The 21395-nt window shown below is 64.5% G+C and carries 22 protein-coding genes and 1 pseudogene; 9 read left to right on the plus strand and 14 right to left on the minus strand.

Features of this window, described 5'->3' with window-relative positions; genetic code table 11:
• Nucleotides 1-255: 255 nt before the first annotated feature.
• Together G0A00_RS11060 and G0A00_RS11065 are read left to right on the plus strand one after the other, a co-directional pair.
• Nucleotides 256-1416, plus strand: a complete 1161-nt coding sequence (locus tag G0A00_RS11060) for an acyltransferase (RefSeq protein WP_164180918.1) — start codon at nt 256-258, stop codon at nt 1414-1416.
• Nucleotides 1417-1483: 67 nt separating this feature from the next.
• The gene (locus G0A00_RS11065; protein ID WP_164180916.1) at nt 1484-2365 is read left to right on the plus strand and encodes a DUF1989 domain-containing protein; all 882 of its coding nucleotides are present in this window, start codon (nt 1484-1486) and stop codon (nt 2363-2365) included.
• A gap of 50 nt (nt 2366-2415) precedes the next feature.
• Here the strand turns inward: G0A00_RS11065 and deoD are convergent, their stop codons facing one another.
• From deoD to G0A00_RS11080, 3 genes are all read right to left on the minus strand, one after another.
• Nucleotides 2416-3120 (minus strand): purine-nucleoside phosphorylase, encoded by a 705-nt coding sequence (gene deoD / locus G0A00_RS11070; RefSeq protein WP_066101800.1) that lies wholly within the window; start codon nt 3118-3120, stop codon nt 2416-2418.
• Nucleotides 3120-3431: an H-NS family nucleoid-associated regulatory protein gene (locus G0A00_RS11075; protein ID WP_066101798.1), complete on the minus strand. Its 312-nt coding sequence runs from the start codon at nt 3429-3431 to the stop codon at nt 3120-3122. The genes deoD and G0A00_RS11075 overlap by 1 nt, the downstream gene beginning before the upstream one ends.
• 160 nt (nt 3432-3591) lie before the next feature.
• A complete protein-coding gene (locus G0A00_RS11080; protein ID WP_164180914.1) occupies nt 3592-5568 on the minus strand; it encodes a protein meaA in 1977 nt (658 codons plus the stop codon).
• A gap of 337 nt (nt 5569-5905) precedes the next feature.
• Here G0A00_RS11080 and ccrA point away from each other — a divergent pair, with 337 nt between their 5' ends.
• From ccrA to G0A00_RS11095, 3 genes are all read left to right on the plus strand, one after another.
• Nucleotides 5906-7189 carry a crotonyl-CoA carboxylase/reductase gene (ccrA, locus tag G0A00_RS11085; RefSeq protein WP_066101792.1) on the plus strand — a complete coding sequence of 428 codons (1284 nt, stop codon included), beginning with the start codon at nt 5906-5908 and terminating at the stop codon, nt 7187-7189.
• Nucleotides 7190-7389: 200 nt separating this feature from the next.
• A complete protein-coding gene (locus tag G0A00_RS11090; RefSeq protein ID WP_164180912.1) occupies nt 7390-8028 on the plus strand; it encodes a DUF1326 domain-containing protein in 639 nt (212 codons plus the stop codon).
• Between the two features lie 55 nt (nt 8029-8083).
• Complete coding sequence (locus G0A00_RS11095; protein ID WP_164180910.1) at nt 8084-9004, plus strand: DUF2182 domain-containing protein; 921 nt, start codon at nt 8084-8086, stop codon at nt 9002-9004.
• Nucleotides 9005-9096: 92 nt separating this feature from the next.
• On the opposite strand, the gene G0A00_RS11100 is transcribed toward G0A00_RS11095, so the two are convergent.
• The 4 genes from G0A00_RS11100 to G0A00_RS11115 all read right to left on the minus strand — a co-directional run bounded on the left by G0A00_RS11100 (nt 9097) and on the right by G0A00_RS11115 (nt 11802).
• On the minus strand, nt 9097-9735 hold the full coding sequence (locus G0A00_RS11100) for a glutathione S-transferase family protein (RefSeq protein WP_164180908.1): 639 nt from the start codon (nt 9733-9735) through the stop codon (nt 9097-9099).
• A 412-nt stretch (nt 9736-10147) separates the two neighbouring features.
• Complete coding sequence (locus G0A00_RS11105; protein ID WP_066101780.1) at nt 10148-10360, minus strand: hypothetical protein; 213 nt, start codon at nt 10358-10360, stop codon at nt 10148-10150.
• A 412-nt stretch (nt 10361-10772) separates the two neighbouring features.
• The gene (locus G0A00_RS11110) at nt 10773-11171 is read right to left on the minus strand and encodes a MerR family DNA-binding transcriptional regulator (RefSeq protein ID WP_164180906.1); all 399 of its coding nucleotides are present in this window, start codon (nt 11169-11171) and stop codon (nt 10773-10775) included.
• A gap of 259 nt (nt 11172-11430) precedes the next feature.
• Nucleotides 11431-11802, minus strand: a complete 372-nt coding sequence (locus G0A00_RS11115; RefSeq protein ID WP_164180904.1) for a MerR family DNA-binding transcriptional regulator — start codon at nt 11800-11802, stop codon at nt 11431-11433.
• 217 nt (nt 11803-12019) lie between these two features.
• On the opposite strand from G0A00_RS11115, the gene G0A00_RS11120 reads away from it, so the two are divergent.
• The 3 genes from G0A00_RS11120 (at nt 12020) to G0A00_RS11130 (ending at nt 14443) form a co-directional block, all read left to right on the plus strand.
• Nucleotides 12020-12496: a PaaI family thioesterase gene (locus G0A00_RS11120; protein ID WP_164180902.1), complete on the plus strand. Its 477-nt coding sequence runs from the start codon at nt 12020-12022 to the stop codon at nt 12494-12496.
• Nucleotides 12493-13002, plus strand: coding sequence for a PaaI family thioesterase (locus G0A00_RS11125; RefSeq protein ID WP_164180900.1), 510 nt, complete (start codon nt 12493-12495; stop codon nt 13000-13002). The genes G0A00_RS11120 and G0A00_RS11125 overlap by 4 nt, the downstream gene beginning before the upstream one ends.
• A 103-nt stretch (nt 13003-13105) precedes the next feature.
• The gene (locus G0A00_RS11130) at nt 13106-14443 is read left to right on the plus strand and encodes an MATE family efflux transporter (protein ID WP_164180898.1); all 1338 of its coding nucleotides are present in this window, start codon (nt 13106-13108) and stop codon (nt 14441-14443) included.
• Between the two features lie 100 nt (nt 14444-14543).
• Here the strand turns inward: G0A00_RS11130 and G0A00_RS11135 are convergent, their stop codons facing one another.
• The 4 genes from G0A00_RS11135 to G0A00_RS11150 all read right to left on the minus strand — a co-directional run bounded on the left by G0A00_RS11135 (nt 14544) and on the right by G0A00_RS11150 (nt 17401).
• Complete coding sequence (locus tag G0A00_RS11135; RefSeq protein WP_164180896.1) at nt 14544-15083, minus strand: adenine phosphoribosyltransferase; 540 nt, start codon at nt 15081-15083, stop codon at nt 14544-14546.
• A gap of 23 nt (nt 15084-15106) precedes the next feature.
• A complete protein-coding gene (locus G0A00_RS11140) occupies nt 15107-15730 on the minus strand; it encodes a LysE family transporter (RefSeq protein ID WP_164180894.1) in 624 nt (207 codons plus the stop codon).
• Nucleotides 15727-16599, minus strand: a complete 873-nt coding sequence (locus G0A00_RS11145; RefSeq protein WP_164180892.1) for an S-methyl-5'-thioadenosine phosphorylase — start codon at nt 16597-16599, stop codon at nt 15727-15729. Before G0A00_RS11145 ends, G0A00_RS11140 begins: the two co-directional genes overlap by 4 nt.
• Nucleotides 16600-16660: 61 nt before the next feature.
• Entirely contained in the window at nt 16661-17401 is a 741-nt protein-coding gene (locus G0A00_RS11150) for a sulfite exporter TauE/SafE family protein (RefSeq protein WP_164180890.1), read from the minus strand.
• A 224-nt stretch (nt 17402-17625) separates the two neighbouring features.
• Here G0A00_RS11150 and G0A00_RS11155 point away from each other — a divergent pair, with 224 nt between their 5' ends.
• Nucleotides 17626-19245, plus strand: a complete 1620-nt coding sequence (locus G0A00_RS11155) for a SulP family inorganic anion transporter (RefSeq protein WP_164180888.1) — start codon at nt 17626-17628, stop codon at nt 19243-19245.
• Between the two features lie 569 nt (nt 19246-19814).
• On the opposite strand, the gene G0A00_RS11160 is transcribed toward G0A00_RS11155, so the two are convergent.
• From G0A00_RS11160 to G0A00_RS11170, 3 genes and pseudogenes are all read right to left on the minus strand, one after another.
• Nucleotides 19815-20567 (minus strand): hypothetical protein, encoded by a 753-nt coding sequence (locus tag G0A00_RS11160; RefSeq protein ID WP_164180886.1) that lies wholly within the window; start codon nt 20565-20567, stop codon nt 19815-19817.
• Nucleotides 20568-21122, minus strand: a complete 555-nt coding sequence (locus tag G0A00_RS11165; RefSeq protein WP_164180884.1) for a TniQ family protein — start codon at nt 21120-21122, stop codon at nt 20568-20570.
• Between the two features lie 175 nt (nt 21123-21297).
• A pseudogene (locus G0A00_RS11170) lies at nt 21298-21395 on the minus strand (IS5/IS1182 family transposase); the annotation flags it as partial.

The following is a 21395-nucleotide window of genomic DNA, read 5'->3' on the forward strand; positions in this document are numbered from 1 at the left end:
GCGGCGCAACCACGCGCGGACCACAGGGACAAACGCCAGAGCGCTGCTTGCGGAGTGAAAGTCAGCCGGGTCCCGGTTCGCAGCCATAGGCCGCACCCTGAGATCGCCAATTTGCTTGGATAGTGCTTGCGATACGCAAGGCGCATCAGTGTTTGCCGATGGGGCTTTCAGCTGCTGTTTCGCGGTTAACCAAATCTGAACAAATCTACGCAATTGATGTGCGTAGGGGCGCCCAAGGCACAGCCCTGGCGCCGGATGATGATTTCACCCGGTTCAATCCGACCCCGGGAGGCCATCATCGACCCTTCGCAAGATAGCGCACACGGGACGAATAGCTTTGGGTGTGATCTGAGCGCCCAAAGGCTCACGACGCTGCAGGCTTGCCGGGCGATTGCCGCCATTGCGGTTGTCGCCTTTCATGCCCATGCGTTCTTTCTGCCGGGATGGGTCAAGCCGGGCGAGATCGTCAGCCCTGCGTTCGACATGGGATATGCCGGGGTCGATTTCTTCTTTGTGCTGAGCGGCTTTCTCATGTGGCTATTGCACCGGGGCGATATCGGCGACCGCTCCGCCGCCGGGCGGTTCATGCAAAAGCGGGCGCTGCGCATTTTGCCGTTTTACTGGTGCATCCTGTCCGGCCTCGCGCTGCTGATGCTCGCGGGCATTGGCGCGGAGAAGGTCTCGCCAGAGCAATTTCTCTACGCGCTATCGCTGGTTCCTCTGCCTGATGGCAGCCCCTTTCTGCTCGAGCAGGCGTGGACGTTGAGCCACGAGATGCTGTTCTACGCATTCTTTGCGTTGGTGATTTTCGCGCCGCGCCTCGGGGGGCTGGTGTTTGCATTTTGGCAGGCCGCGATTGTGATCGCGCTGCCATTTGAATTCCGCGCCTATCCGGTCGACCTGCTGCTTGCGCCGCACAATTTGCTCTTTGCTTTTGGCATCTGCGCCGCGTGGGGCTTTCGCCGGCTTGCCTTGATACCGGCGATCGGCGTTCTGCTGGTCGGCATCTTCGGCTTTATCGGTGTCGGGCTTCTGGAGGCCTATGGCGTCATGGCGATCCCTTCGGCTTTGCGCACGGGTCTGTTCGGTGCCTTCGCGGCGCTTGCAATCGCCGGTCTGGCGGCATGTGAAAGCGCGGGCAAGCTGCGGGCGGGGCGGTGGATGGTCTTTCTCGGCGACGCCTCCTACGCCATCTATCTCGTGCACGGCATCGGATTGGCCTTGACGGCGCGGGCTATGGAGGTTTTGGGGCTTGGTCAGGGGCTGACGCCCGGGCTGGCGCTGCTTGTGCTGGTCTGTGGCGGCGTGCTGGCGGGCGTGCTGGCGCATCTGCTGGTGGAACGCCCGATGCTGCGCGCCCTTCGGCGCCTGCAGTCGCCGCGGCAGGTTGGTGCCGAGCGCATGGCAGAAGGCTGATCTGACGCGGCAGGAGGGCTTGCGCTGAACGCGGCCAGAGGGCCATCTGGCGCAAAGGAGAGAGCCCATGACACTATCTTCCACCCAAGCCGCCACAAGCCCCGTCAGCGCGCCCGAGGACGCCGCAGCGCGCCGCGCCATCCCGCCGGTGGTTTGCTACCCCAATGAGACGCTGCCGGTGCCCGACATGGCGCTCTACGGCCAAGCGCTCGAACGGGCGGAACTGGTCGAGACCATCGTCGCCGCGCCGCGCGAGGCCTGCAGCTTCCGCGTGCCAGCGGGGGGCTTTTTCCGCGTGCGCTGTGTTGGCGCGCCGCAGGTCGGGGACCTCAACATCTGGAACGCCGAAGACCTCTCCGAGCGTTTCTATTCGGGCAAGACGCGCGCCTTGCACGGCACGCATCTGACGGTGGGCGAGCGCATGTGGTCCTGCTTCCCCAATCTGCGCCCCATGGCGACGATCGTGCAGGACAGCCTTGCGTGGTATGGCATCGATGAGTTCGGCGGCTCGGTGCATGATGTGATCGGCACGCGCTGCGATCCCCACACGCATCACCTGCTGAGCGGCGGCGGCCAATATCACCATTGCTGCCATTCGAACCTGACGCGGGCGCTTGCGGTGGAGACCGGCATGTCCGCCGAAGAGGCGGCGCGCCATGTGCATGACGTGCTGAACGTCTTCATGTGCACCGGCTTCACCCGCGACACCGGTCAGTATTTCATGAAGGCCAGTCCGGTGCGCCCCGGCGATACGCTGACCTTCTTTGCCGAGATTGACCTGCTGGGCGCGATCAGCGCCTGTCCGGGGGGCGATTGCAGCGCCGAGCACAGCTCTGACACGGCGCTTTGCTCGCCGCTGGAGGTCGACATCCTCAGAGCGCCCAAGGACGCGCTGCGCGGCTGGCAGCCGCCCGCACGCAACGGCTACGACGGCAGCCACGGTCTGTAACAGGGTAGGGGGGCGAGAAGACGGGCGGGGCTTCTGCCCCGCCCGGTGTCTCAGTCGAACGCCGCGTGGAGTGCGATCTCGACCATCTCCGCAAAAGAGCTTTGCCGGTCTTCTGCCGGCAGCGCCTCATGCGTCATCAGGTGGTCCGACACGGTCAGCACCGCAAGCGCGCGGACCCCATGCCGGGCGGCGAGGTTGTAAAGCTCGGCCGCCTCCATCTCCACGCCCAAAATCCCGTGACGGGTCATGATCTCGTTGAGATCGGGGCGTTCGTCATAGAACACGTCGGCAGAGTAGATGTTGCCGACATGGGTGTTGGCGCCCATGCGCTCTGCCGCATCGGCGGCGGCGCGCAACAGGCCGTAATCGGCGCAGGGCGCAAAGTTCAACTCGCGAAAGATACCACGCGAGGGGGTGGACAGGCTGCTGGCGCTCATCGCAAGGATGACGTCCCTCAGCGCGACCTTTTCCTGCATCGCGCCGCAGGAGCCGATCCGGATCAGGGTCTTTGCCCCGTAGTCCCGGATCAACTCGTTGGCGTAGATGGACAGGCTGGGCATACCCATGCCGGAGCCATGTACGCTCACCCGGTTGCCTTTCCAGGTCCCGGTGTATCCGTACATGCCCCGCACCCGGTTCACGCATTCTGCGTTCTCAAGAAACGTCTGCGCGACCCATTCGGCGCGCAGCGGATCTCCGGGCATCAGGACGGTCTCGGCAATTTCGCCGGGCTTTGCTCCGATATGGACGGTCATCAGAGAGCGAGATCTTCGAGCGATTTGCCCTCGTCAAGCGCTTCGATCACCCAGTTGGGTTTGCGTCCACGGCCGGTCCATGTCTGGGCCGGGTCTGCCGGGTTGGCGTATTTCGGGGCGCCTTTGGAGCCCTTGGTGCCGCCCGCGGCGATGATTTCATCCAGCGAGTATCCGAATTCTTTGGCGATCTGCTCTGCTGCGCGCTTTGCTTCGGCCTTACGGCGCGCGTCAATCGTTACCAGAGCCTTTTCCACATCCGCCTTGAGTTGCTTCAACTCATCTTTCGACAGGGTATCAAGGTCAATATTCACGTTCGTCTCCGTTTTCTGTGCCTATAAAATTTGGCAACCGGAGCATTTCTGCAAGTCTTAGCTTTGTGTCAATTGGATATTTTTTAGAAACAGGCAATGCGCTGCTCATCCTTTAGATGAACAGCTGTTATTTCTTGCAAGGTTTCGGATACGTTAAATGTTATTCCGCTGCAACACGCTTTGGATCAGCTAACGCTACGATATCTTTCATGATCTCGTTGAGTTCAAAGTCTTTCGGCGTGTAGACGCGGGCGACTCCAAGGTCCGTCAAGCGGCGTGCATCCTCGTCTGGAATGATGCCACCTACCACTATTGGAATATGGCCCAGACCCTCATCTTGCATCCGCAGCATCATTTCCTCAATCAACGGAATGTGACTGCCCGAGAGAATTGACAAGCCGACGACATGGGCGCCATTGCGCGCATGCTCGACAATCTGTTGCGGCGTGAGCCGAATGCCTTCGTAATCGATTTCCATTCCGCAGTCCCGCGCGCGGAAGGCGATCTGCTCGGCACCGTTGGAATGGCCGTCGAGACCGGGCTTGCCGACAAGGAAACGCAGACGGCGACCGAGGCGGTCGCTGACCGCATCCACGGCGGCGCGAATGTCCTCCAGCCCTTCTGTGCGGTTCGACACCGCCTTCGCCACGCCGGTCGGGCCGCGAAATTCGCCGTGGACGGCGCGCATCTGCTCGGCCCATTCGCCGGTGGTGACGCCCGCTTTGGCGCAGGCGATCGAGGCGGGCATGATATTCTCGCCAGCGGCGGCGGCACGGCGCAGCTCGCTCAGCGCGCTGTCGACAGCGGCGGCGTCGCGCGCCGCGCGCCAATCGGTCAGCCGGGCGATCTGCTGCGCTTCCACCGCCGGATCGACCACCATGATGCCGCCATCCTCGCCCACCAGCGGCGAGGGCTCTCCTTCGGTCCAGCGATTGACGCCGACGACCACGGTCTCGTTCCGCTCGATCCGGCCCAGACGGTCGGCATTGGCGTCCACCAGCCGCGACTTCATATAGTCGATCGCGCCAATGGCGCCGCCCATGGAGTCGATATTGGCCAGTTCGGCACGTGCCCCGTCCTTCAGCGCCTCGACCTTGCGGTCGACCGCCGGGTTGCCGTCGAAGAGATCGTCGAATTCCAGAAGATCGGTCTCATAGGCGAGGATCTGCTGCATCCGCATCGACCACTGCTGGTCCCAAGGCCGGGGCAGGCCTAGCGCCTCGTTCCACGCCGGAAGCTGCACGGCGCGGGCGCGGGCCTTTTTCGAAAGCGTCACCGCCAGCATCTCGATCAGGATACGGTAGACGTTGTTCTCGGGCTGCTGCTCGGTCAGGCCAAGCGAGTTCACCTGCACGCCATAGCGGAAGCGGCGGAACTTGGGATCCGCGACGCCGTAGCGCTCTTGCAGGATCTCGTCCCAGAGATCGACGAAGGCGCGCATCTTGCACATCTCGGTGACGAAACGGATGCCGGCGTTCACGAAGAAGCTGATACGGCCGCAGAGCGCGGGGAAATCCTCGGGCGGCACGCGCGGCTGCAATTCATCAAGCACCGCGCAGGCGGTGGCCAGCGCAAAGGCCAGCTCCTGCTCAGGCGTCGCGCCCGCTTCCTGCAGGTGGTAGGAACACACGTTCATCGGGTTCCACTTGGGCACATGGGTATAGCAATACTCGGCCACATCCCCGATCATCTTCAGCGAGGGCTTCGGCGGGCAGATATACGTGCCGCGGCTGAGGTATTCCTTGATCAGGTCGTTCTGCACCGTGCCCTGCAGCTTCGCGACATCCGCGCCCTGTTCCTCGGCCACCGCGATATACAGCGACAGCAGCCAAGGCGCCGTGGCGTTGATCGTCATCGAGGTGTTCATCTGTTCAAGCGGGATCTGGTCGAACAGCGTGCGCATGTCGCCAAGGTGGCAGACCGGAACGCCGACCTTGCCGACCTCGCCGCGCGCCAGCACGTGATCGCTGTCATAGCCGGTCTGGGTGGGCAGGTCGAAGGCCACCGAAAGGCCGGTCTGCCCGCGCGCGAGGTTCGACCGGTAAAGGGCGTTCGAGGCCTCGGCGGTGGAATGTCCGGCGTATGTCCGGATCAGCCAGGGCCGGTCGGGCTGGCGGCGGCTTGCAGTGTCGGTCATGTCGTCCTCCCATGGCGGCGCGAATCCAGATGGCAATCTTCTTGCGCAGTGATGTGGATATGAGAAATAAAATGTCTCGTCAATTCGCTGCGTCGCGGCGGTGACGCCGCGTCGCAACAACCGGGGGCTGGCGACCGGCGGAGCGCCGCTTCCGCACAAGTATACATGGGCTTTGCGCGAAGGCGGTGAGAAAACAGCAAAATCCACCGCGACATAAAATTACCAAAGAGAGATAACAGAAGTTGCAAAGTTGCGCGGTGATCTGTATTCCGGTGATCAGAGACCCGCGATTCTGCACTGCAGCGCGGGGCAGGCTGGAGTGAGGAAGGAGGCCATGATGGCGCTGGACAGCAAGACCGAGATCGCGCCCTACGACGCGCCGGAGAAGGACCTTTACGAGATCGGCGAGATGCCGCCCCTCGGCCATGTGCCGAAGCAGATGTACGCTTGGGCGATCCGCCGCGAGCGTCATGGCGAGCCCGATCAGTCGTTCCAGAAGGAGGTGGTCGACACGTGGGAGATCGACAGCGGCGAGGTGCTGGTTCTCGTGATGGCGGCGGGCGTCAACTATAATGGCGTCTGGGCCGGTCTTGGCGTGCCGATCAGCCCGTTCGACGGCCACAAGCAGCCCTATCATATCGCGGGCTCGGACGCGTCGGGCATCGTCTGGAAGGTGGGCGACAAGGTCACCCGCTGGAAGGTTGGCGACGAGGTGGTCATCCACTGCAATCAGGACGATGGCGACGATGAGGAGTGCAACGGCGGCGATCCGATGTTCTCGCCCAGCCAGCGCATCTGGGGCTATGAGACCCATGACGGCAGCTTCGCCCAGTTCACCCGCGTGCAGGCGCAGCAGCTGATGCCGCGCCCCAAGCACCTGACCTGGGAAGAGAGCGCCTGCTACACGCTGACGCTGGCCACTGCCTACCGCATGCTCTTTGGCCATCACCCGCATGAGCTCAAGCCCGGCCAGAACGTGCTGGTCTGGGGCGCGTCCGGCGGTCTTGGATCCTATGCCATCCAGCTGATCAACACCGCCGGCGCCAATGCCATCGGGGTGATCTCGGACGAGGACAAGCGCGAGTTCGTCATGTCCATGGGCGCCAAAGGGGTGATCAACCGGCGCGACTTCAAGTGCTGGGGCCAGCTGCCCAAGGTCAACACGCCCGAATACAACGAATGGCTTGCCGAGGCGCGCAAGTTCGGCAAGGCGATCTGGGAGATCACCGGCAAGGGCGTGAGCGTCGACATGGTGTTCGAACATCCGGGCGAGGCGACCTTCCCGGTCTCGGCGCTGGTGTGCAAAAAGGGCGGCATGGTGGTGATCTGCGCGGGCACCTCGGGGTTCAACTGCACCTTTGACGTACGGTACATGTGGATGCACCAGAAGCGCCTGCAGGGCTCGCATTTCGCCCATCTCAAGCAGGCCTCGGCGGCCAACAAGCTGATGATCGAGCGGCGGCTCGACCCCTGCATGTCCGAAGTGTTCGGCTGGGACGAGATCCCGGCGGCGCATATGAAGATGCTGCGCAACGAGCATAAGCCGGGCAATATGGCGGTGCTGGTCCAAGCCCCGCGCACCGGGCTGCGCACTTTCGAAGAGGCGCTCGCGGGTGGCTGAGCTTGCGCCGGGAGAGGGGGCGCTGCCCCCTCGGCGTATTTGCAAAGAGAAGAAGGGACGGCGCGCGGCGCTGTCCCTTTTTGTGTCAGCGGGGGGAGGGCGGTCGGCGAACGCCCCGAAATATGCTAGAGTAGGCATGTATTTTTCCGACTTTTCCGTTTTCCAAGACATTCGTTTCAGAGAATTTGGAGGAGGAAAGCATGACACCCTGGGAAATTCATGGCGTGGAACTGGCCAATTGCAATTGTGCGACCGGCTGCCCGTGCCAGTTCATGGCACTGCCGACCCATGGCAATTGCGAGGCCGTGGCAACCTTCGCGATCGACTCCGGCCATTTCGGCGATGTCGATCTTTCCGGCACCAAGGCCGCGATGGTGGTGCAATGGCCCGGCCCGATCCACGAGGGCGAGGGCAAGATGCAGATCATCGTCGACGAGGCCGCCAGCCCCGAACAGCGCGATGCGCTTTTCAGGATCATGACGGGCGAGGACACCGAAGAGATGGCCACCATGTGGTGGGTCTTTTCGGCGATGGCGCCGCATAAGCTCGAGACGCTGGTGAAGCCGATTTCCCTGTCGATGGATATGGCGGCGCGCAAGGGCAGCGTCTCGGTGCCGGGGGTCTTTGAGACCGAAGCCGGGCCGATCACCAATCCGGTGACCGGGGCCGAGCACCGCGCCCGCATCGACCTGCCGCATGGGTTTGAATTCCGCGTTGCCGAGATCGGCAAAGGCACCACAAAGACCAGCGGCGAGATCAGGCTGAGCAACACCACCGACAGTCACGTGCATATGGTCGAGATTCATATGACCGGGCAGGGGGTGCTCGACGCCGCCTGAGGGTTGCCACGGCGACCTTCACCCTGAGGGTCAGCCAGCCGAAAGGTCCCAAGCGATGACCGATACCGGCCTCGCGGAGCGCCTGCTGCGGCGCGACCGCATGATCGTTGCCATGCTGCTGCTGGTGCTTTTCGTGCTGGCGGGGCTCTACACGCTTTTTGGCGTCGGCATGGAGATGAGCGCCATCGAGATGACCGGTATGGGCGGCTCTGAGCAGATGCCCGCGATGCCCGGCGACATGCCCTCGACACGCGACATGCCCGGCATGCGCGACATGCCCGGCGCCCCCGAAGGCGCGGGCGCGGCAGAGCCGCCGCCGATGCCGGGCCAGGGTATGGAGATGGGCGGCGCAGCGGGGGGCTGGTCCGCAGGCTATGCGCTGCTGGTCTTCCTCATGTGGTGGGTGATGATGATCGCCATGATGCTGCCCAGCGTGGCCCCGGTCGTGCTGCTTTATGCAGCGCTGGGGCGCCGTGGCGCCGCCGCGCAGGCGGTGCCGCGCAGGGCCGCCGCTTTCGTCGCGGGGTATCTGCTGATCTGGGGTGTGTTCAGCGCCATCGCCGCCTTTGCGCAATGGGCTCTGGAGCGGCAGGGCTTGGTGTCGATGATGACGCTGACGGGCAGCACCGCCGGCGCGCTGCTGCTGATCGCCGCCGGTGTCTTCCAGTTCACGCCGCTCAAGCAAAGCTGTCTGAGCCATTGCCGCGCCCCGGCCGAGTTCCTCACCTCCCACCGCCGCCCCGGCGCTGTGGGGGCGCTGCGGATGGGGATATCGCATGGCACCTATTGCCTCGGCTGCTGCTGGTTTCTGATGGCGCTGCTTTTTGTTGGCGGGATCATGAACCTCTATTGGATCGTCGGGCTGGCGCTTTGGGTCGCGGCAGAGAAATACCTGCCGCGCGGCGATCTGGTCAGCAAGGCGGCCGGAGCGCTGCTGATCCTTTGGGGCGGCGCGGTCCTTATGGGGGTGCTTTGAGGGCGGTCAGCTCAGTCCGTGCCCCTTAAGTCGTCCCACATAGGCGCGGGCTATTCACCGGGGCGCCGAATCCAGAGGAAGCGCGGCCGACCCTACGCCCTGTCAGCAGGCGAGCCGGGCATCAGATCATAGGGATGTTTCCAACCCGGCAGAGCCTCGACGCCGCTGAGCCAGCGGTCGATCTCGGGCCAGTCGGCGCGGGTGAAGCCGAAGGGCTCGGGGTAGAACAGATAGCCGCAACAGCAGAAATCGGCATGGGTCGGCCCGTCGCCAACGATCCAGTCGCGGCCCGCAAGGTGGGTGTTCAGCACGTCGTAGACGGTCTTCAGGCGCCCTTGCATGAAAGAGATCACCTCTGCGGGGCGCTTTTCCGGCGGCAGGAAGTTGATCAAAAAGCGCGTCATTCCGGCCTGGCTGCTGAGCTTATGATTGTCCCAGAACTGCCAGCGCAGCACTTCGCGGGCCTCTTCGGGGGTGGTGCCGCCGAAGCGCCCGGTCTTTTCGGTGATATAGGTCTGGATCACCCCCGACTGGCTGAGCTTCACATCGCCGTCGATCATCACCGGCGCTTCGCCCATCTCGTTGAGTTCGCTTCGGTACGTGCCGCCGCGGGTCTCGCCGGAAAAGAAATCCACCTTCACCGGCTGCCAGTCCAGCCCGGAGAGTTCCAGCGGCAGCGCCGCCTTGTAGGCATTTCCGGATTCTCCGAAACAGTAGAGCTTGATGGTCATGCGTCGTCTCTTTCCGTTGGTCTGGTGGGGCGTGTCGGAGCGGGGGCTTCGCGCCCCCGTACCCCCGCGGGATATTTTCATCTAGACGAAGAGAACTTGTCCGCGCGGGCTAAGAGGTTCTTAACCCTAAGTGCGTCAAGCTTGTTGTGCGGTACAGGCTGGGAAGCCGATGACCGCTCTAGGCGAAGCCTCGCCGCGCCGCTGCCGTGTGTTAGCGTGGAAGCTTGTTGCGGCGAGGTGGACCGACTGCAGTCCCGGATGTTGCGGACCCGATGTGCGGCTCTGGTGCTTCGTCTAGAGACAAATATCCCACGGGGGTCCGGGGGTGTGAAGCCCCCGGTTCCTTGTGAGCCGAAAGCGGCGGGTCGGAGGTTTCGCAGGAATGACATCAAGACGCTCGACACCAAGGGCCTCATCGCTTGCGCGCCTCAAGCTCGGAATTGAAGAGCCGCAGCCGATGCGCCAGCACCTCGCTGTCGGTGACGCTGTCGAAGTTTTCAAAGAGGAACGACAGCGCCTCGCCCTCGTCGAGCCCGGCGGCAGCGGCGAAGCTGCGCAACCCGCGGTAGCCGTCCTCGGTCATCGCCAGCGGCACTCGGCGGGTGAGGCGGAAGCGTTTCGGCATGGTCAGCTGTCCTTTCCGGAATGGGCATTTGGCCGTAGCGTTTCACTCCGCAGCCGCGGCGTCCAGCGGCAATGGGCGTTGGCACCCTTAGGGTCTCGCGCCGGATGGAGGGGCATGGCCCGCAAGCGCGCGCGCCTGATTGGCCGGAGCGCGCTGCACCCCGCTCGATCGGTGCTTACGGCCTCCTGGCACTTACGGTCGATCGTGACGCGGGCGGCGGGCAAGCGGCGCGCTATGCCGGGCGCAAAACTATGCCGAATACAAAACCGCCCCGGTGGATCCGCAGCCCGTCGCAAGCGACGCACAGCAGATCCGCAGCCGGGGCGGTCATGGCGGGCATTGCGCCCTGATATGTCCTTGGCATCGGGTCTCCTCCTCCCGTCCGCCAAGGCCTGCCGTGATCCTTGCGGGATCAGCCGGCCTTGCGCTGTTCCATTTCCCCGAGCATCCGCTCTCCCCAGGCGAGCTGCTCTTTCAGTTCTTCGATCGCCATCGACAGGTCATCGCGCTGACGGATCATATCGGCAAGACGTTCCTGCCCGATCTCGTGGCTGCGCGCGATCTGCGTGCGCTGCTGGTCGCCCTTGTCATAGAGCTCCAGAAGCTGGCGGATTTCCTCAAGGCTGAATCCAAAGCGCTTGCCGCGCAGGATCAGCTTGAGCCGGGCGCGGTCGCGCCGGGTAAACAGACGTTTCTGTCCCTCACGGATGGGAAAGAGCAGCTCTTTCTGCTCGTAGAAACGCAGGGTCCGCGGGGTCACCTCGAAGAGGTCGCACATTTCGCGGATGGTCAAAAGTTGGTCGTCACTCATGTCAGGTCTTCTACCTCACTTCGCGTCAAGATGAGGGGTGACCTGCGCCTTTCATGACAATCCTACAACTGCCCCCTATCCTTTTGAGACCGGGACGCCGCGTCATTTTTTGATTTACGTAACTTCCTTACAGGTCACGCGACCGGAGCGGGAATTTTCTTTCTCTGGTTGAGAACCGATTGAGCCATGCGAAGCCCGGAATATGTGCTCGGGCGAAACGGCCAAAGCGGTTCAGATCGCGCCGTTTACGTGATTCGGGTCATTCGCCGAGTTGGCGGGCGGTCAGATCCCGAAGCGCTTTGAGCTCGCCGATGGCTTCTTCGAGCTGCGTGCGCTGTTCTGTAAGCTGGGTTAACTGCCGGTCGGCCATCTCCACCCAGGTGCGCATTTGCGCCTCGGTGCCTTCGCGTTCGTACATCTGCAGCCATTGCCGGATCTCCTCGAGCTGGAAGCCGAACTTCCGGCCGCGCAGGATGAGTGTCATCCGGGCGATCTCGCGGGCGCCGTACCAGCGCGAGCGGCCTTCGCGCTCGGGGCTGAGCAATTCGATGTATTCGTAATAGCGCAAGGTCCGCGGCGTCACGTCGAAGCGCGCGCACATGTCCTTGAAGCTGAGAGGTGTCTCGCTCATGGGTCCTCCTGACGTACCGGAAAGGTAATGCGGCACTGCGGCGAGGGCAATGGCACCCGGTGGCAGCCAGCGGCACCCGGCACATGATCCGCGCAGGGGCGCGCACAGGGGCGCGCACAGGGGCGCGCACAGGGGCGCGCACAGGGGCCGCGCAGGGGGCGCCTTGCGATGGGCGGCGCGCCGCCGCATAAAGACGCAAGACGGAAAGGAATTCGGCATGTCCACCAAGCAAGAGCCGGGCGCGGAACCGGACCGGGAACTGGCCCAGGATCTGACCCAGTCCGAGGCGCTGATCCAGCGTCTGCCGCAGGCGCGGGCGCTGGGGCTGAGGATTACCGCTCTGGGCGAGGGCCGTGCCGAGATCCACATGCCGTTTCACGCGCAGCTTGTTGGCGATCCCGAAACCGGGGTGATCCATGGCGGCGCGGTGTCGACCCTGATGGACACTTGCGGCGGCGCTGCGGTCATGGCGCATCCGCTGGTTGCGGGCGCCACGGCGACGATCAGCCTGCGCATCGACTATCTGCGTGCCGCGACGCCGGGGCAGGGGATCACCGCGCGCGCCGAATGCCATCATGTGACCCGCTCGGTCGCCTTTGTGCGCGCGCTGGCGCTGGACGAGGACGAAGAGAACCCTGTCGCCATGGCCACCGGCACCTTCACCGTGCCGCAGCTGCGCGAGGCGCGCTCATGAGCCGGTCCCGTCCCGAACCCGTGCAGGTGGTCAAGCAGCGCCGCGACACCGCGCTGCGGGCGCTGGCAGGCGGCGTGCCCTATGTGAATTTTCTCGGCATCACCTTCGACCGTCGCGGCGACGAGCTGACCGGCGTGCTCAACTACGACGACAAGCTCATCGGCAACCCCGACCTTCCCGCGCTGCACGGCGGGGTGACCTCGGCCTTTCTCGAGGTGACCTCGATCATCACGCTGAGCTGGATGAGCCTGTGGGACGATGTCGAGTCGGGGCGGCTCGATCTGGGCGATCTCGAAGAGGGGCGGCTGCCGCGCCTGCCCAAGACCATCGATTTCACCACCGATTACCTGCGGCCCGGCCTGCCGCGCGATGCCTATGCCCGCGCCCGGGTCACCCGCTCGGGGCGGCGCTATGCCTCGGTCCACGCCGAAGCGTGGCAGGACAACCGCGACCGGCCCATCGTGCAGGCGGTCGGGCATTTCCTGATGCCGTGGGACGAGGGCTGAGCGAGGGCTGAGGGCGCATCGCGACCGGGGCCTCAGCTGCGCTCGCTCTGCGCGGTCATGGCCCCTTCCGCCCGCCGCGCGCAGGTGCTAGCGATCCGCCATCATGACCGCTGAAGCCACGCCCAAGGCGCCCCCGCTGAGCCATTCCCGAGTGCTGCAGATCGCCGTGCCGATCCTGCTGTCCAATATCACCGTGCCGATCCTCGGGGCGGTGGACACCGCAGTGGTCGGGCAGATCCCGCAGCCCGAGCCGATCGCCGCCGTCGCCGTGGGCGCGGTGGTGCTGTCGTCGGTCTATTGGGTGTTCGGCTTTTTGCGCATGGGCACCGTCGGGCTGACCGCACAGGCGCGGGGCGAGAATGACGCCTGCGAGGTCTCGGCGCTGCTGGCCCGCTCGCTGCTGATCGGCCTTGCGGGCGGGGTCCTGCTGATCGCGCTGCAAACGCTGATCTTCCGCGGCGCCTTCGCGCTGTCGCCAGCCTCGGCAGAGGTTGAAGCCATGGCGCGCAGCTATATGCAAATCCGCATCTGGTCGGCCCCCGCCGCGGTGGCGATCTACGGGCTTACCGGCTGGCTCATTGCGCAGGAGCGGACGCGGGCGGTGCTGGCGCTGCAACTGGGCATGAACCTCGTCAATGTGGTGCTCGACCTGGCGCTGGTGCTTTGGGCGCATATGGGGGTCGAGGGCGTGGCCATCGCCACCTTCGCCGCCGAGTGGACCGGGCTGGCGCTTGGCATCTGGCTGTGCCGTGACGGGTTTCTCGGCGCGGGCTGGCGCAATCGGGCGCGGGTCTTCGATCCGGCGCGCCTGCGTCACATGGCGGCGCTCAACGGCGACATCCTGCTGCGCTCGCTGATGCTGCAGGGCATTATGGTCTCGTTCATGTTCGTCGGCGCGCGCTTTGGCGATGTGACGCTGGCGGCCAATCAGGTGCTGATGCAGTTCCTGCTGATCACCACCTATGCGCTCGACGGCTTTGCCTTTGCCGCCGAGGCGCTGGTCGGGCAGGCGGTCGGGGCGCGCGATCTGGCGCGGCTGCGCCGCGGCGCGCAACTGGCGGCGATCTGGTGCAGCCTCGTTGCGGTGGTGCTCTCGGCGGTGTTCTGGGTCGGCGGGCCCGCGCTGGTGAGCCTGATGACCGTGGACCCGCAGGTGCGCAGCATGGCGCTGGCCTTCCTGCCGTGGATGGTGGCGACGCCGGTGCTGCAGATCATGGCCTTCATGTTCGACGGCATCTTCATCGGCGCGACGCGGGCCGGGGACATGCGCAATATGATGGCGGTCTCGACGCTGATCTATGCCGCGGTGCTGGTGCTGAGCCTTGGCCCCATGGGCAACCACGGTCTGTGGCTGGCGTTTCAGGTCTCTTTCCTTGCGCGCGGGCTGACGCTGGCCCTGCGCTACCCGGCGCTGGAGCGGTCGGTGGCGGCAGGGGTGTAAAGAGGGGGCGCTGCCCCCTCGCCGCTGCGCGGCTCACCCCCGGCGTATTTTTAAAGAGAAGAAGGCCCCAGCGTGCGGGTCGGGCGCGCAAGTTGGTCGCTCAGAGCCCCTCGTAGGCGCAGAGGGTATGAACCGTCACGCCCATTGCTTCGAGCCGCTTGCGGCCACCGAGGTCGGGCAGATCGACGATGAAAGCGGCGGCGGTGACATGGCCGCCAAGCCGCTCGACCAGAGAGACCGCCGCTTCGGCGGTGCCGCCGGTGGCGATGAGATCATCGACCAGCAGCACCTGATCGCCCGGGGTGATCGCATGTTCGGAGAGTTCCACCGTCGCCTCGCCATACTCCAGCGCATAGCTTTGCGAGATCACCGGCGGCGGCAGCTTGCCCGCCTTGCGCAGCGCGGCAAAGCCCACCGAAAGCTGATGCGCCACCGCGCCGCCGAGCAGGAAGCCGCGCGCTTCCGGGCCCAGAACCTTGTCGTATTTCTGCCCGGTGAAGGGCAGCGCAAGCTGATCCACCGCGAGGCGAAATCCCTGCGGATCGGCGCAGAGCGGCGTCACGTCGCGGAACAGGATGCCTTCATGCGGGTAATCGGGGATGGTGCGGATGTAGTCGGGAATGCTCTTGGGCGGTTTCATCGGTCTTCGGTTCCTGTCGGGCCTTAGGCGGCGCGGCGCAGCGTTGCGGTGAGCACTCCCATGGCGATCAGCGCCGCGCCCCCGGCGCGGGTGATCCATGCAAGCACGGCGGGGCGGTCGATCATCCGGCGCAGCCGGTCCGCGGCGAGGGCATAGGCCAGCACATTCAGCGCGGCAAGTGTCACGAAGGTGCTGATCAACAAAGCAAACTGCGGCAAAAGCGCCGCGCCCGGGTCGACGAACTGCGGCACGAAGGCAATGAAGAAGGCGATGCTCTTGGGGTTGAGCGCGGTCACCGCGGCGGCATGGCGGAACACGCCGCGGGCGGTGATCTCGGTGTGCGGCAGGCGCAGCCCGGCGCCGGGTGCGGAGCGCAGCAGCTTGATCCCAAGCCAGACCAGATAGGCGGCGCCAAGCCATTTCAGCGCGGTGAAGAGCATCGCCGAGGTCAGCACCAGCGCGCCAAGCCCCGCCAGCGACAGCGACATGGCGGTGAAATCCCCCAGCGCCACGCCCGCCGCCGAGGCCAGCGCGACCGACCGGCCCTTGGAGAGCGCGTAGCTGAGCACCAGCAGCACCGTCGGGCCGGGGATGAGCAGCAGCGCGGTCGAGGCCGCGACGAAGGTCAGCCAGAGATCAAAGCTCACAGCAGCCTCCCCGCGACCGCGTCGAGCTTTGCCAACACCGCCGGATCGCGCGCATCCGGCGCGGTGATCAGCGCATGCTCGAGCGCCCGGTCGCAGCCATGCGGGCAGGGCGCGCGCTCGGTGCCCAGCAGCGCGGGCAGGCGCGAGACCAGCGCGCGCGCCTTTTCGGCGTTGCCATGCAGCACTTTGACGATGTCCGAGACCTGCACCGCGCCATGTTCTTCGTGCCAGCAATCATAGTCGGTGACCATGGCGACCGAGGCGTAGCAAAGCTCGGCCTCGCGGGCGAGCTTGGCCTCGGGCATATTGGTCATGCCGATGACATCCGCGCCCCAATGCGTGCGGTACATCCGCGACTCCGCCAGCGTGGAGAACTGCGGCCCTTCCATTGCCAGATAGGTGCCGCCGTCATGCACGGTGATCCCGGCGTCGATGGCGGCGGCCAACGCATGGGCGCCGAGCCGCGCGCAGGTGGGATGGGCCAGCGAGACATGCGCCACGCAGCCGCTGCCGAAAAAGCTTTTGTCCCGCGCGAAGGTCCGGTCGATGAACTGATCGACGATGACGAAATCGCCCGGCGCCATCTCCTCGCGGAACGAGCCGCAGGCGGAGACAGAGATCACATCGGTCACCCCAAGCCGCTTCAGCGCGTCGATGTTGGCGCGATAGGGCACGGCGGAGGGCGACAGACGGTGGCCGCGCCCGTGCCGCGGCAGGAACGCCATCTTCACGCCCGCCAGCGTGCCGGTCAGCACCTGATCCGACGGCGCGCCCCAAGGCGTCTCGACGGTGACCCACGCGCGGTCTTCCAATGCGTCGAGGTCATAGACCCCCGAGCCGCCGATCACTCCGATCATCGTCTGCGTCATGCCTGCTCTCCTTTCCGGCGCAGCCTGCCTTGGCGGCGCGCGGAAGAAAAGGGGGCTCGGCTCAGGCGATGAATTCGCGGGCGCCGCGGAACAGCAGGATCACCGAGAGCAGAAACAGAAAGCCCTGAATGATCCGCATATAGAGCGCCTCGGGCAGCCATGCGGTGAGCTTGCGGCCCGCTATGGTGCCAATGATCCCCGCCACCGCCAGCCCGGCGATCAGCCCCCAGTTCAGCCCGTCAAGCTGGCCGATGGCGTAATAGGCGGGCAGTTTCACCAGATTGCCCACGGCGAAGGAGATGGCGATGGTCCCGGCGAACTGCAGCTTCGGAAGCTGCTGCGGCAACAGGAAGGCCTGCGCCGGCGGCGCGCCGCTGTGGGTGATGAAGCTGGCGATGCCGGTGGTCGCGCCCCAGAACACGCCGGGGGCGACGCGGGGCTCGGCCTTTTCGCCGCTGCCGCGGGCGAACCATGTGCGCAGACAGTACCAAAGGCCGATCGCGCCGGTGAAGAGCAGCAGCACGCTTTCGGGCGTGTAGGGGGTGATCAGCGTCGCGATACCGACGCCGAGCACGATCGACGGGGTCAGGATGGCGAGGTTGCGCTTGGAGTAATTGTGCCGATAGAGCCAGACGCCGATCCAGTCGGTGACGATATAGACTGGCAGCAGCGTCGCCGCCGCCTTCACCGGGCTCATGAAGAGCGCCAGCATCGGCACCGCGATGGCGGCGGCAGAGGCCAGCCCGCCCTTCGACAGGCCGACGATCAGCGCGGCGATGACCAGAAGGAGGGTTTCGTTCACGGGATACTCCTTGACGCGACGTGACCTCCCTGCGGGGACAACATGTGGCGCGGGCCGAGGATTGCCCGTTTGACGGGCTCACACTCGCGCGAGGCGCGAGATCCGCTGGCGCATCCGCATCATCCCTCGTTCATCTGGTGAAAAATCGCGCGCGCGGGTGGCGAAATGCGCCGAGGTGCCTTATGGGCAAGGCCGCGCGCAACAGTTTGAACGGATAGCTCTCCATGGCCAAAGCCCTCCTGGCGCGATACGCCAGCCGCATTTCGAAACCCGACCTGAGCCTCTCGCCGACCACGCGGCTCACCCCTGCCCAGATCCGCACCGATGTGCTGTCGGGGCTGACGGTGGCGCTGGCGCTGGTGCCCGAGGCGGTGGCCTTTGCCTTCGTCGCCGGGGTGCACCCGCTGGTCGGCCTTTATGCCGCCTTCCTCGTCGGTCTGATCACCGCAGTGCTCGGGGGCCGTCCGGGGATGATCTCGGGGGCCACCGGGGCGCTCGCTGTGGTCATGGTGGCGCTGGTCGCCGATCACGGCATCGAATATCTTTTCGCGACCGTGGTGCTGATGGGCATCCTGCAGATCATCGCCGGGGCCCTGCATTGGGGCAAGTTCATCCGTCTGGTGCCGCACCCCGTGATGCTCGGCTTCGTCAACGGGCTGGCCATCGTGATCTTCATGGCGCAGCTGACCCAGTTCAAGGTGCCGGGCACCGCGCAGCCCGGTGTGTCGCCCGGCGAATGGCTTTCGGGTCTGCAGCTTTGGACCATGCTGGCGCTTGTGGCGCTGACCATGGCGGTCATCTGGCTGCTGCCCAAGGTGACCAAGATCATTCCCGCGCCGCTGGCGGGCATCGCGGTGACCGCTGCCATCGTCATCGCCTTCGGCCTCGATGTGCCGCGGGTGGGGGATATGGCCTCGATCGAGGGCAGCTTCCCGCCGTTCCACATCCCGGCGGTGCCGCTGAATCTGGAGACGCTGCACATCATCCTGCCCTACGCGGTGATCCTTGCGGCGATCGGCCTGATCGAGAGCCTGCTGACGCTCAACCTCGTGGGCGAGATGACCGGCCAGCGCGGCGGCGCCAGCCAAGAGTGCATCGCGCAGGGCACCGCCAATGTGGTCACCGGCTTCTTCGGCGGCATGGGCGGCTGCGCGATGATCGGCCAGTCGATGATCAACGTGAACTCCGGCGGACGCACCCGCATCGCCGGCATCGTCGCGGCGCTCTTCCTGCTGTCCTTCATCCTCTTCGCCTCACCGCTGATCGAGATCATTCCGCTGGCGGCGCTTGTTGGCGTGATGTTCATGGTGGTGATCGGCACTTTCGCGTGGAACTCGCTGCGCATTCTGTTCCGCGTGCCGCTGACCGACGCTTTCGTCATCGTGCTGGTGACCGTGGTCACGGTCTTCGAAGACCTCGCGGTGGCGGTGGTTGTCGGCGTCATCGTCTCGGCGCTGGCCTATGCGTGGAACAACGCGCGGCGCATCCATGCCAAGAGCTACACCACGCCCGAGGGCGCGCGGGTCTACCAGATCCAGGGCCCGCTGTTCTTCGGCTCGACCGATGGCTTTGCCGAGATCTTCGACGTCGAAGGCGACCCCAAGTCGGTGATCGTGGATTTTGCCGACAGCCGCGTGGTCGACCAGTCGGCGCTGCAGGCGATCGAGGCGCTGGCAGGGAAATACGAGGCCGCGGGCAAGAAGCTGCAGCTGCGCCACCTGTCGCGCGACTGCCACCGCCTGCTGACCAAGGCCGGGCATCTGGTGGTCGACAGCGATGACGATCCCGATTACGCGCTCGCCGCCGATTATCACGTGCGTACGGGCATCCTCGGCGGGCACTGAGCCCTGAAAGCCAAGCATGAAAAAGGGCGCCGCGAGAGATCGCGGCGCCCTTTACTGTATCGGAGAAGAGAGGGGGCTCTGCCCCCGAGGCGCTGCGCGCCTCTCCCCCGGGATACTTCTGCCAAGAGGAAGGGGCGAACTCCGGTCTTCCTCATGGAGTAAATATCCCCGCCGGAGGCAGGCCGGAGCGCGCCGCCAGCGGGGAGTTTGAGAAGATGTAAATCCGGATCAAGTTAGCGCGAAGTTGAAGAAAATATGACGTAATAACAATGCATTGAATCGGTGCGCTCCAGCGCTACGGATCAAGATCCGGCGAAATAGGCTGGAAGATCTGGCCAAGCTTTCGCGCGGGCAAAGAAAAAGCCCGCCTAGGGCGGGCTCGTTATCTTAACAAGGATCGTGGGTCAGCTGGCGTCGGGCACTGTGGGTATGTCGCCCGCGTGCAGGAGCAGACTTCCAATGCCGTGCTTTCTCGGGTCACGCCGAGCTGGTAGGTAACCGGTCATGATCTTCGGGAAGAGGATCTCGAATGGCAAAGACCCCCGCTGGCAGGCTGCGGAAACGGTGCGCTAATTTTCGTCTGCTCCGGTCATGGAGGGGAGTTGTTCGATACGGCATAGGATTGCGTCAAGTGGAGCCCGAGCAAACGCAATGTTCCGCACGGCACCGCGCGTGCTCGAGGGGACCATCGGCTCCAGAAATCCTTCCCGGCAAAGAGCCGTGACCTGACGTTTGCTGGCGCCCAAATACTCGGGCAACTCCTGCAGGCTGATCGAGGACTGGAAAGCCTGAATCAGCGGAAGTGTCTCGGCGACGTCGAAGGTCATATTGCCGGTCTCCTTGTCCAATGCTCCGACGGGCACCTTGCCGAGATTTTGCAGCAGTCGAGAGAGGCGGCGCCGATCCATTCCAAGCGCAATGCTCAATCCCTGAAATGTATATGCGGTCCGGGTCTTCACCTCTTCGCCGAGAACCGTTGTGCCCGGCTCGATGGCGAAGTGTCGGACGATGTGATCGCGCAGAATGCCTCGGATCGGTCCCGGATCAACGTTGTTGCTCTTCTTGTCGAGCCATTCGTAAAGCTTGCCATAATAGGCAAGCGGGCCTGCTTGCACAGCCGAGGCGGATGACGCTGCGCGGATGGTATCAAGCGCTTCGGTCACCGCTTCAGGACCCTCCCGATATATCGAGATGCCAATGTCGATAGCTTGTTCAGAAGCCTCGTCCGAAAGCTTGGAAACACGCACATCATGGTCATGCTCAAGGACGGCGCCGATCATTTCGGACGCGCTGAGGACCTGCCCAATCGGCTGCGTCGCCAATCAGGAACTCTCCTCTTGAGCAAGCGCGTAGATGCGAGCTTCGAGCCAGGCAAGATACTCCGGCGTTTCTTCGCGCACTTCGCGTCGGTTCCACCACTCAGCATGCGGCACAACGTCATGCAAAGCTTTAGCGGACGAATCTGAGGTGGCGTTGAGCCAAAGGCCATGACGCGCGCAGCGCTGGGTGTGCCGGATGCACCAGATCAGCCTGTGCGACCAAGAGTTTCTTTCTCCATCGTCGGCAAGGCAGGCTGGGCAGAAGCGCGCCGCGCGCGGGGAAACGCAGGCCCTGGAAGCGATCTCTCCACGGAAGATGACATGGGCCCGCCTAACGTCGACACTACTCGCGACGAGAGCGTCGTGTGAGATACTCGCGGCGTCGGCGAGAGCAACGACTTCCGCACGGTGGCCCGAGACGAAATTCGTCGTGTTGATGCCAAGGTCACGAAGCAAATGGCCCGCGCCCCGTCCAGTATGCGTGAGTGCAAGCCGGCTCGCAAATGAGAGGGCCGTCTCTTCCGGGTTGAACTCAAGATGGGGGCGGAGATGGATCATCGCGCCCATCCCATGGCTTCCAGTTCGGCCCGCAAGGTTCCCCAATCGCCAGCGTGAAAAGGGGTCATGGCTGTCTGTCCGTTGTTCTTGATGAACAGCAATTCCGCATCTTCGAGGCGAAGACGGGACCTCTTCTTCGTAACGGCCCGCCGCAGGATGTCCTTAGGGTCAGGATTCATAACCAGTAGATGACGAGGGCGGCTAGAGCGACGGCCGAAAGGAAGACCTTCGGGCACCGGTCATATCGGGTGGCCACACGCCTCCAGTCCTTGA

It is taken from the genome of Salipiger sp. PrR002 (assembly GCF_010500775.1).
Taxonomy (GTDB): Bacteria; Pseudomonadota; Alphaproteobacteria; order Rhodobacterales; family Rhodobacteraceae; genus Salipiger.

Coding starts and splice junctions, on each gene's coding strand:
- G0A00_RS11060 (WP_164180918.1), top strand. CDS start 256: ATGATGATTTCACCCGGTTCAATCCGACCCCGGGAGGCCATCATCGAC.
- G0A00_RS11155 (WP_164180888.1), top strand. CDS start 17,626: ATGGCCAAAGCCCTCCTGGCGCGATACGCCAGCCGCATTTCGAAACCC.
- G0A00_RS11135 (WP_164180896.1), bottom strand. CDS start 15,083: ATGAAACCGCCCAAGAGCATTCCCGACTACATCCGCACCATCCCCGAT.
- G0A00_RS11165 (WP_164180884.1), bottom strand. CDS start 21,122: ATGATCCATCTCCGCCCCCATCTTGAGTTCAACCCGGAAGAGACGGCC.
- G0A00_RS11090 (WP_164180912.1), top strand. CDS start 7,390: ATGACACCCTGGGAAATTCATGGCGTGGAACTGGCCAATTGCAATTGT.
- G0A00_RS11130 (WP_164180898.1), top strand. CDS start 13,106: ATGACCGCTGAAGCCACGCCCAAGGCGCCCCCGCTGAGCCATTCCCGA.
- G0A00_RS11145 (WP_164180892.1), bottom strand. CDS start 16,599: ATGACGCAGACGATGATCGGAGTGATCGGCGGCTCGGGGGTCTATGAC.
- deoD (WP_066101800.1), bottom strand. CDS start 3,120: ATGACCGTCCATATCGGAGCAAAGCCCGGCGAAATTGCCGAGACCGTC.
- G0A00_RS11100 (WP_164180908.1), bottom strand. CDS start 9,735: ATGACCATCAAGCTCTACTGTTTCGGAGAATCCGGAAATGCCTACAAG.
- ccrA (WP_066101792.1), top strand. CDS start 5,906: ATGGCGCTGGACAGCAAGACCGAGATCGCGCCCTACGACGCGCCGGAG.
- G0A00_RS11125 (WP_164180900.1), top strand. CDS start 12,493: ATGAGCCGGTCCCGTCCCGAACCCGTGCAGGTGGTCAAGCAGCGCCGC.
- G0A00_RS11120 (WP_164180902.1), top strand. CDS start 12,020: ATGTCCACCAAGCAAGAGCCGGGCGCGGAACCGGACCGGGAACTGGCC.
- G0A00_RS11065 (WP_164180916.1), top strand. CDS start 1,484: ATGACACTATCTTCCACCCAAGCCGCCACAAGCCCCGTCAGCGCGCCC.
- G0A00_RS11115 (WP_164180904.1), bottom strand. CDS start 11,802: ATGAGCGAGACACCTCTCAGCTTCAAGGACATGTGCGCGCGCTTCGAC.
- G0A00_RS11080 (WP_164180914.1), bottom strand. CDS start 5,568: ATGACCGACACTGCAAGCCGCCGCCAGCCCGACCGGCCCTGGCTGATC.
- G0A00_RS11110 (WP_164180906.1), bottom strand. CDS start 11,171: ATGAGTGACGACCAACTTTTGACCATCCGCGAAATGTGCGACCTCTTC.
- G0A00_RS11105 (WP_066101780.1), bottom strand. CDS start 10,360: ATGCCGAAACGCTTCCGCCTCACCCGCCGAGTGCCGCTGGCGATGACC.
- G0A00_RS11095 (WP_164180910.1), top strand. CDS start 8,084: ATGACCGATACCGGCCTCGCGGAGCGCCTGCTGCGGCGCGACCGCATG.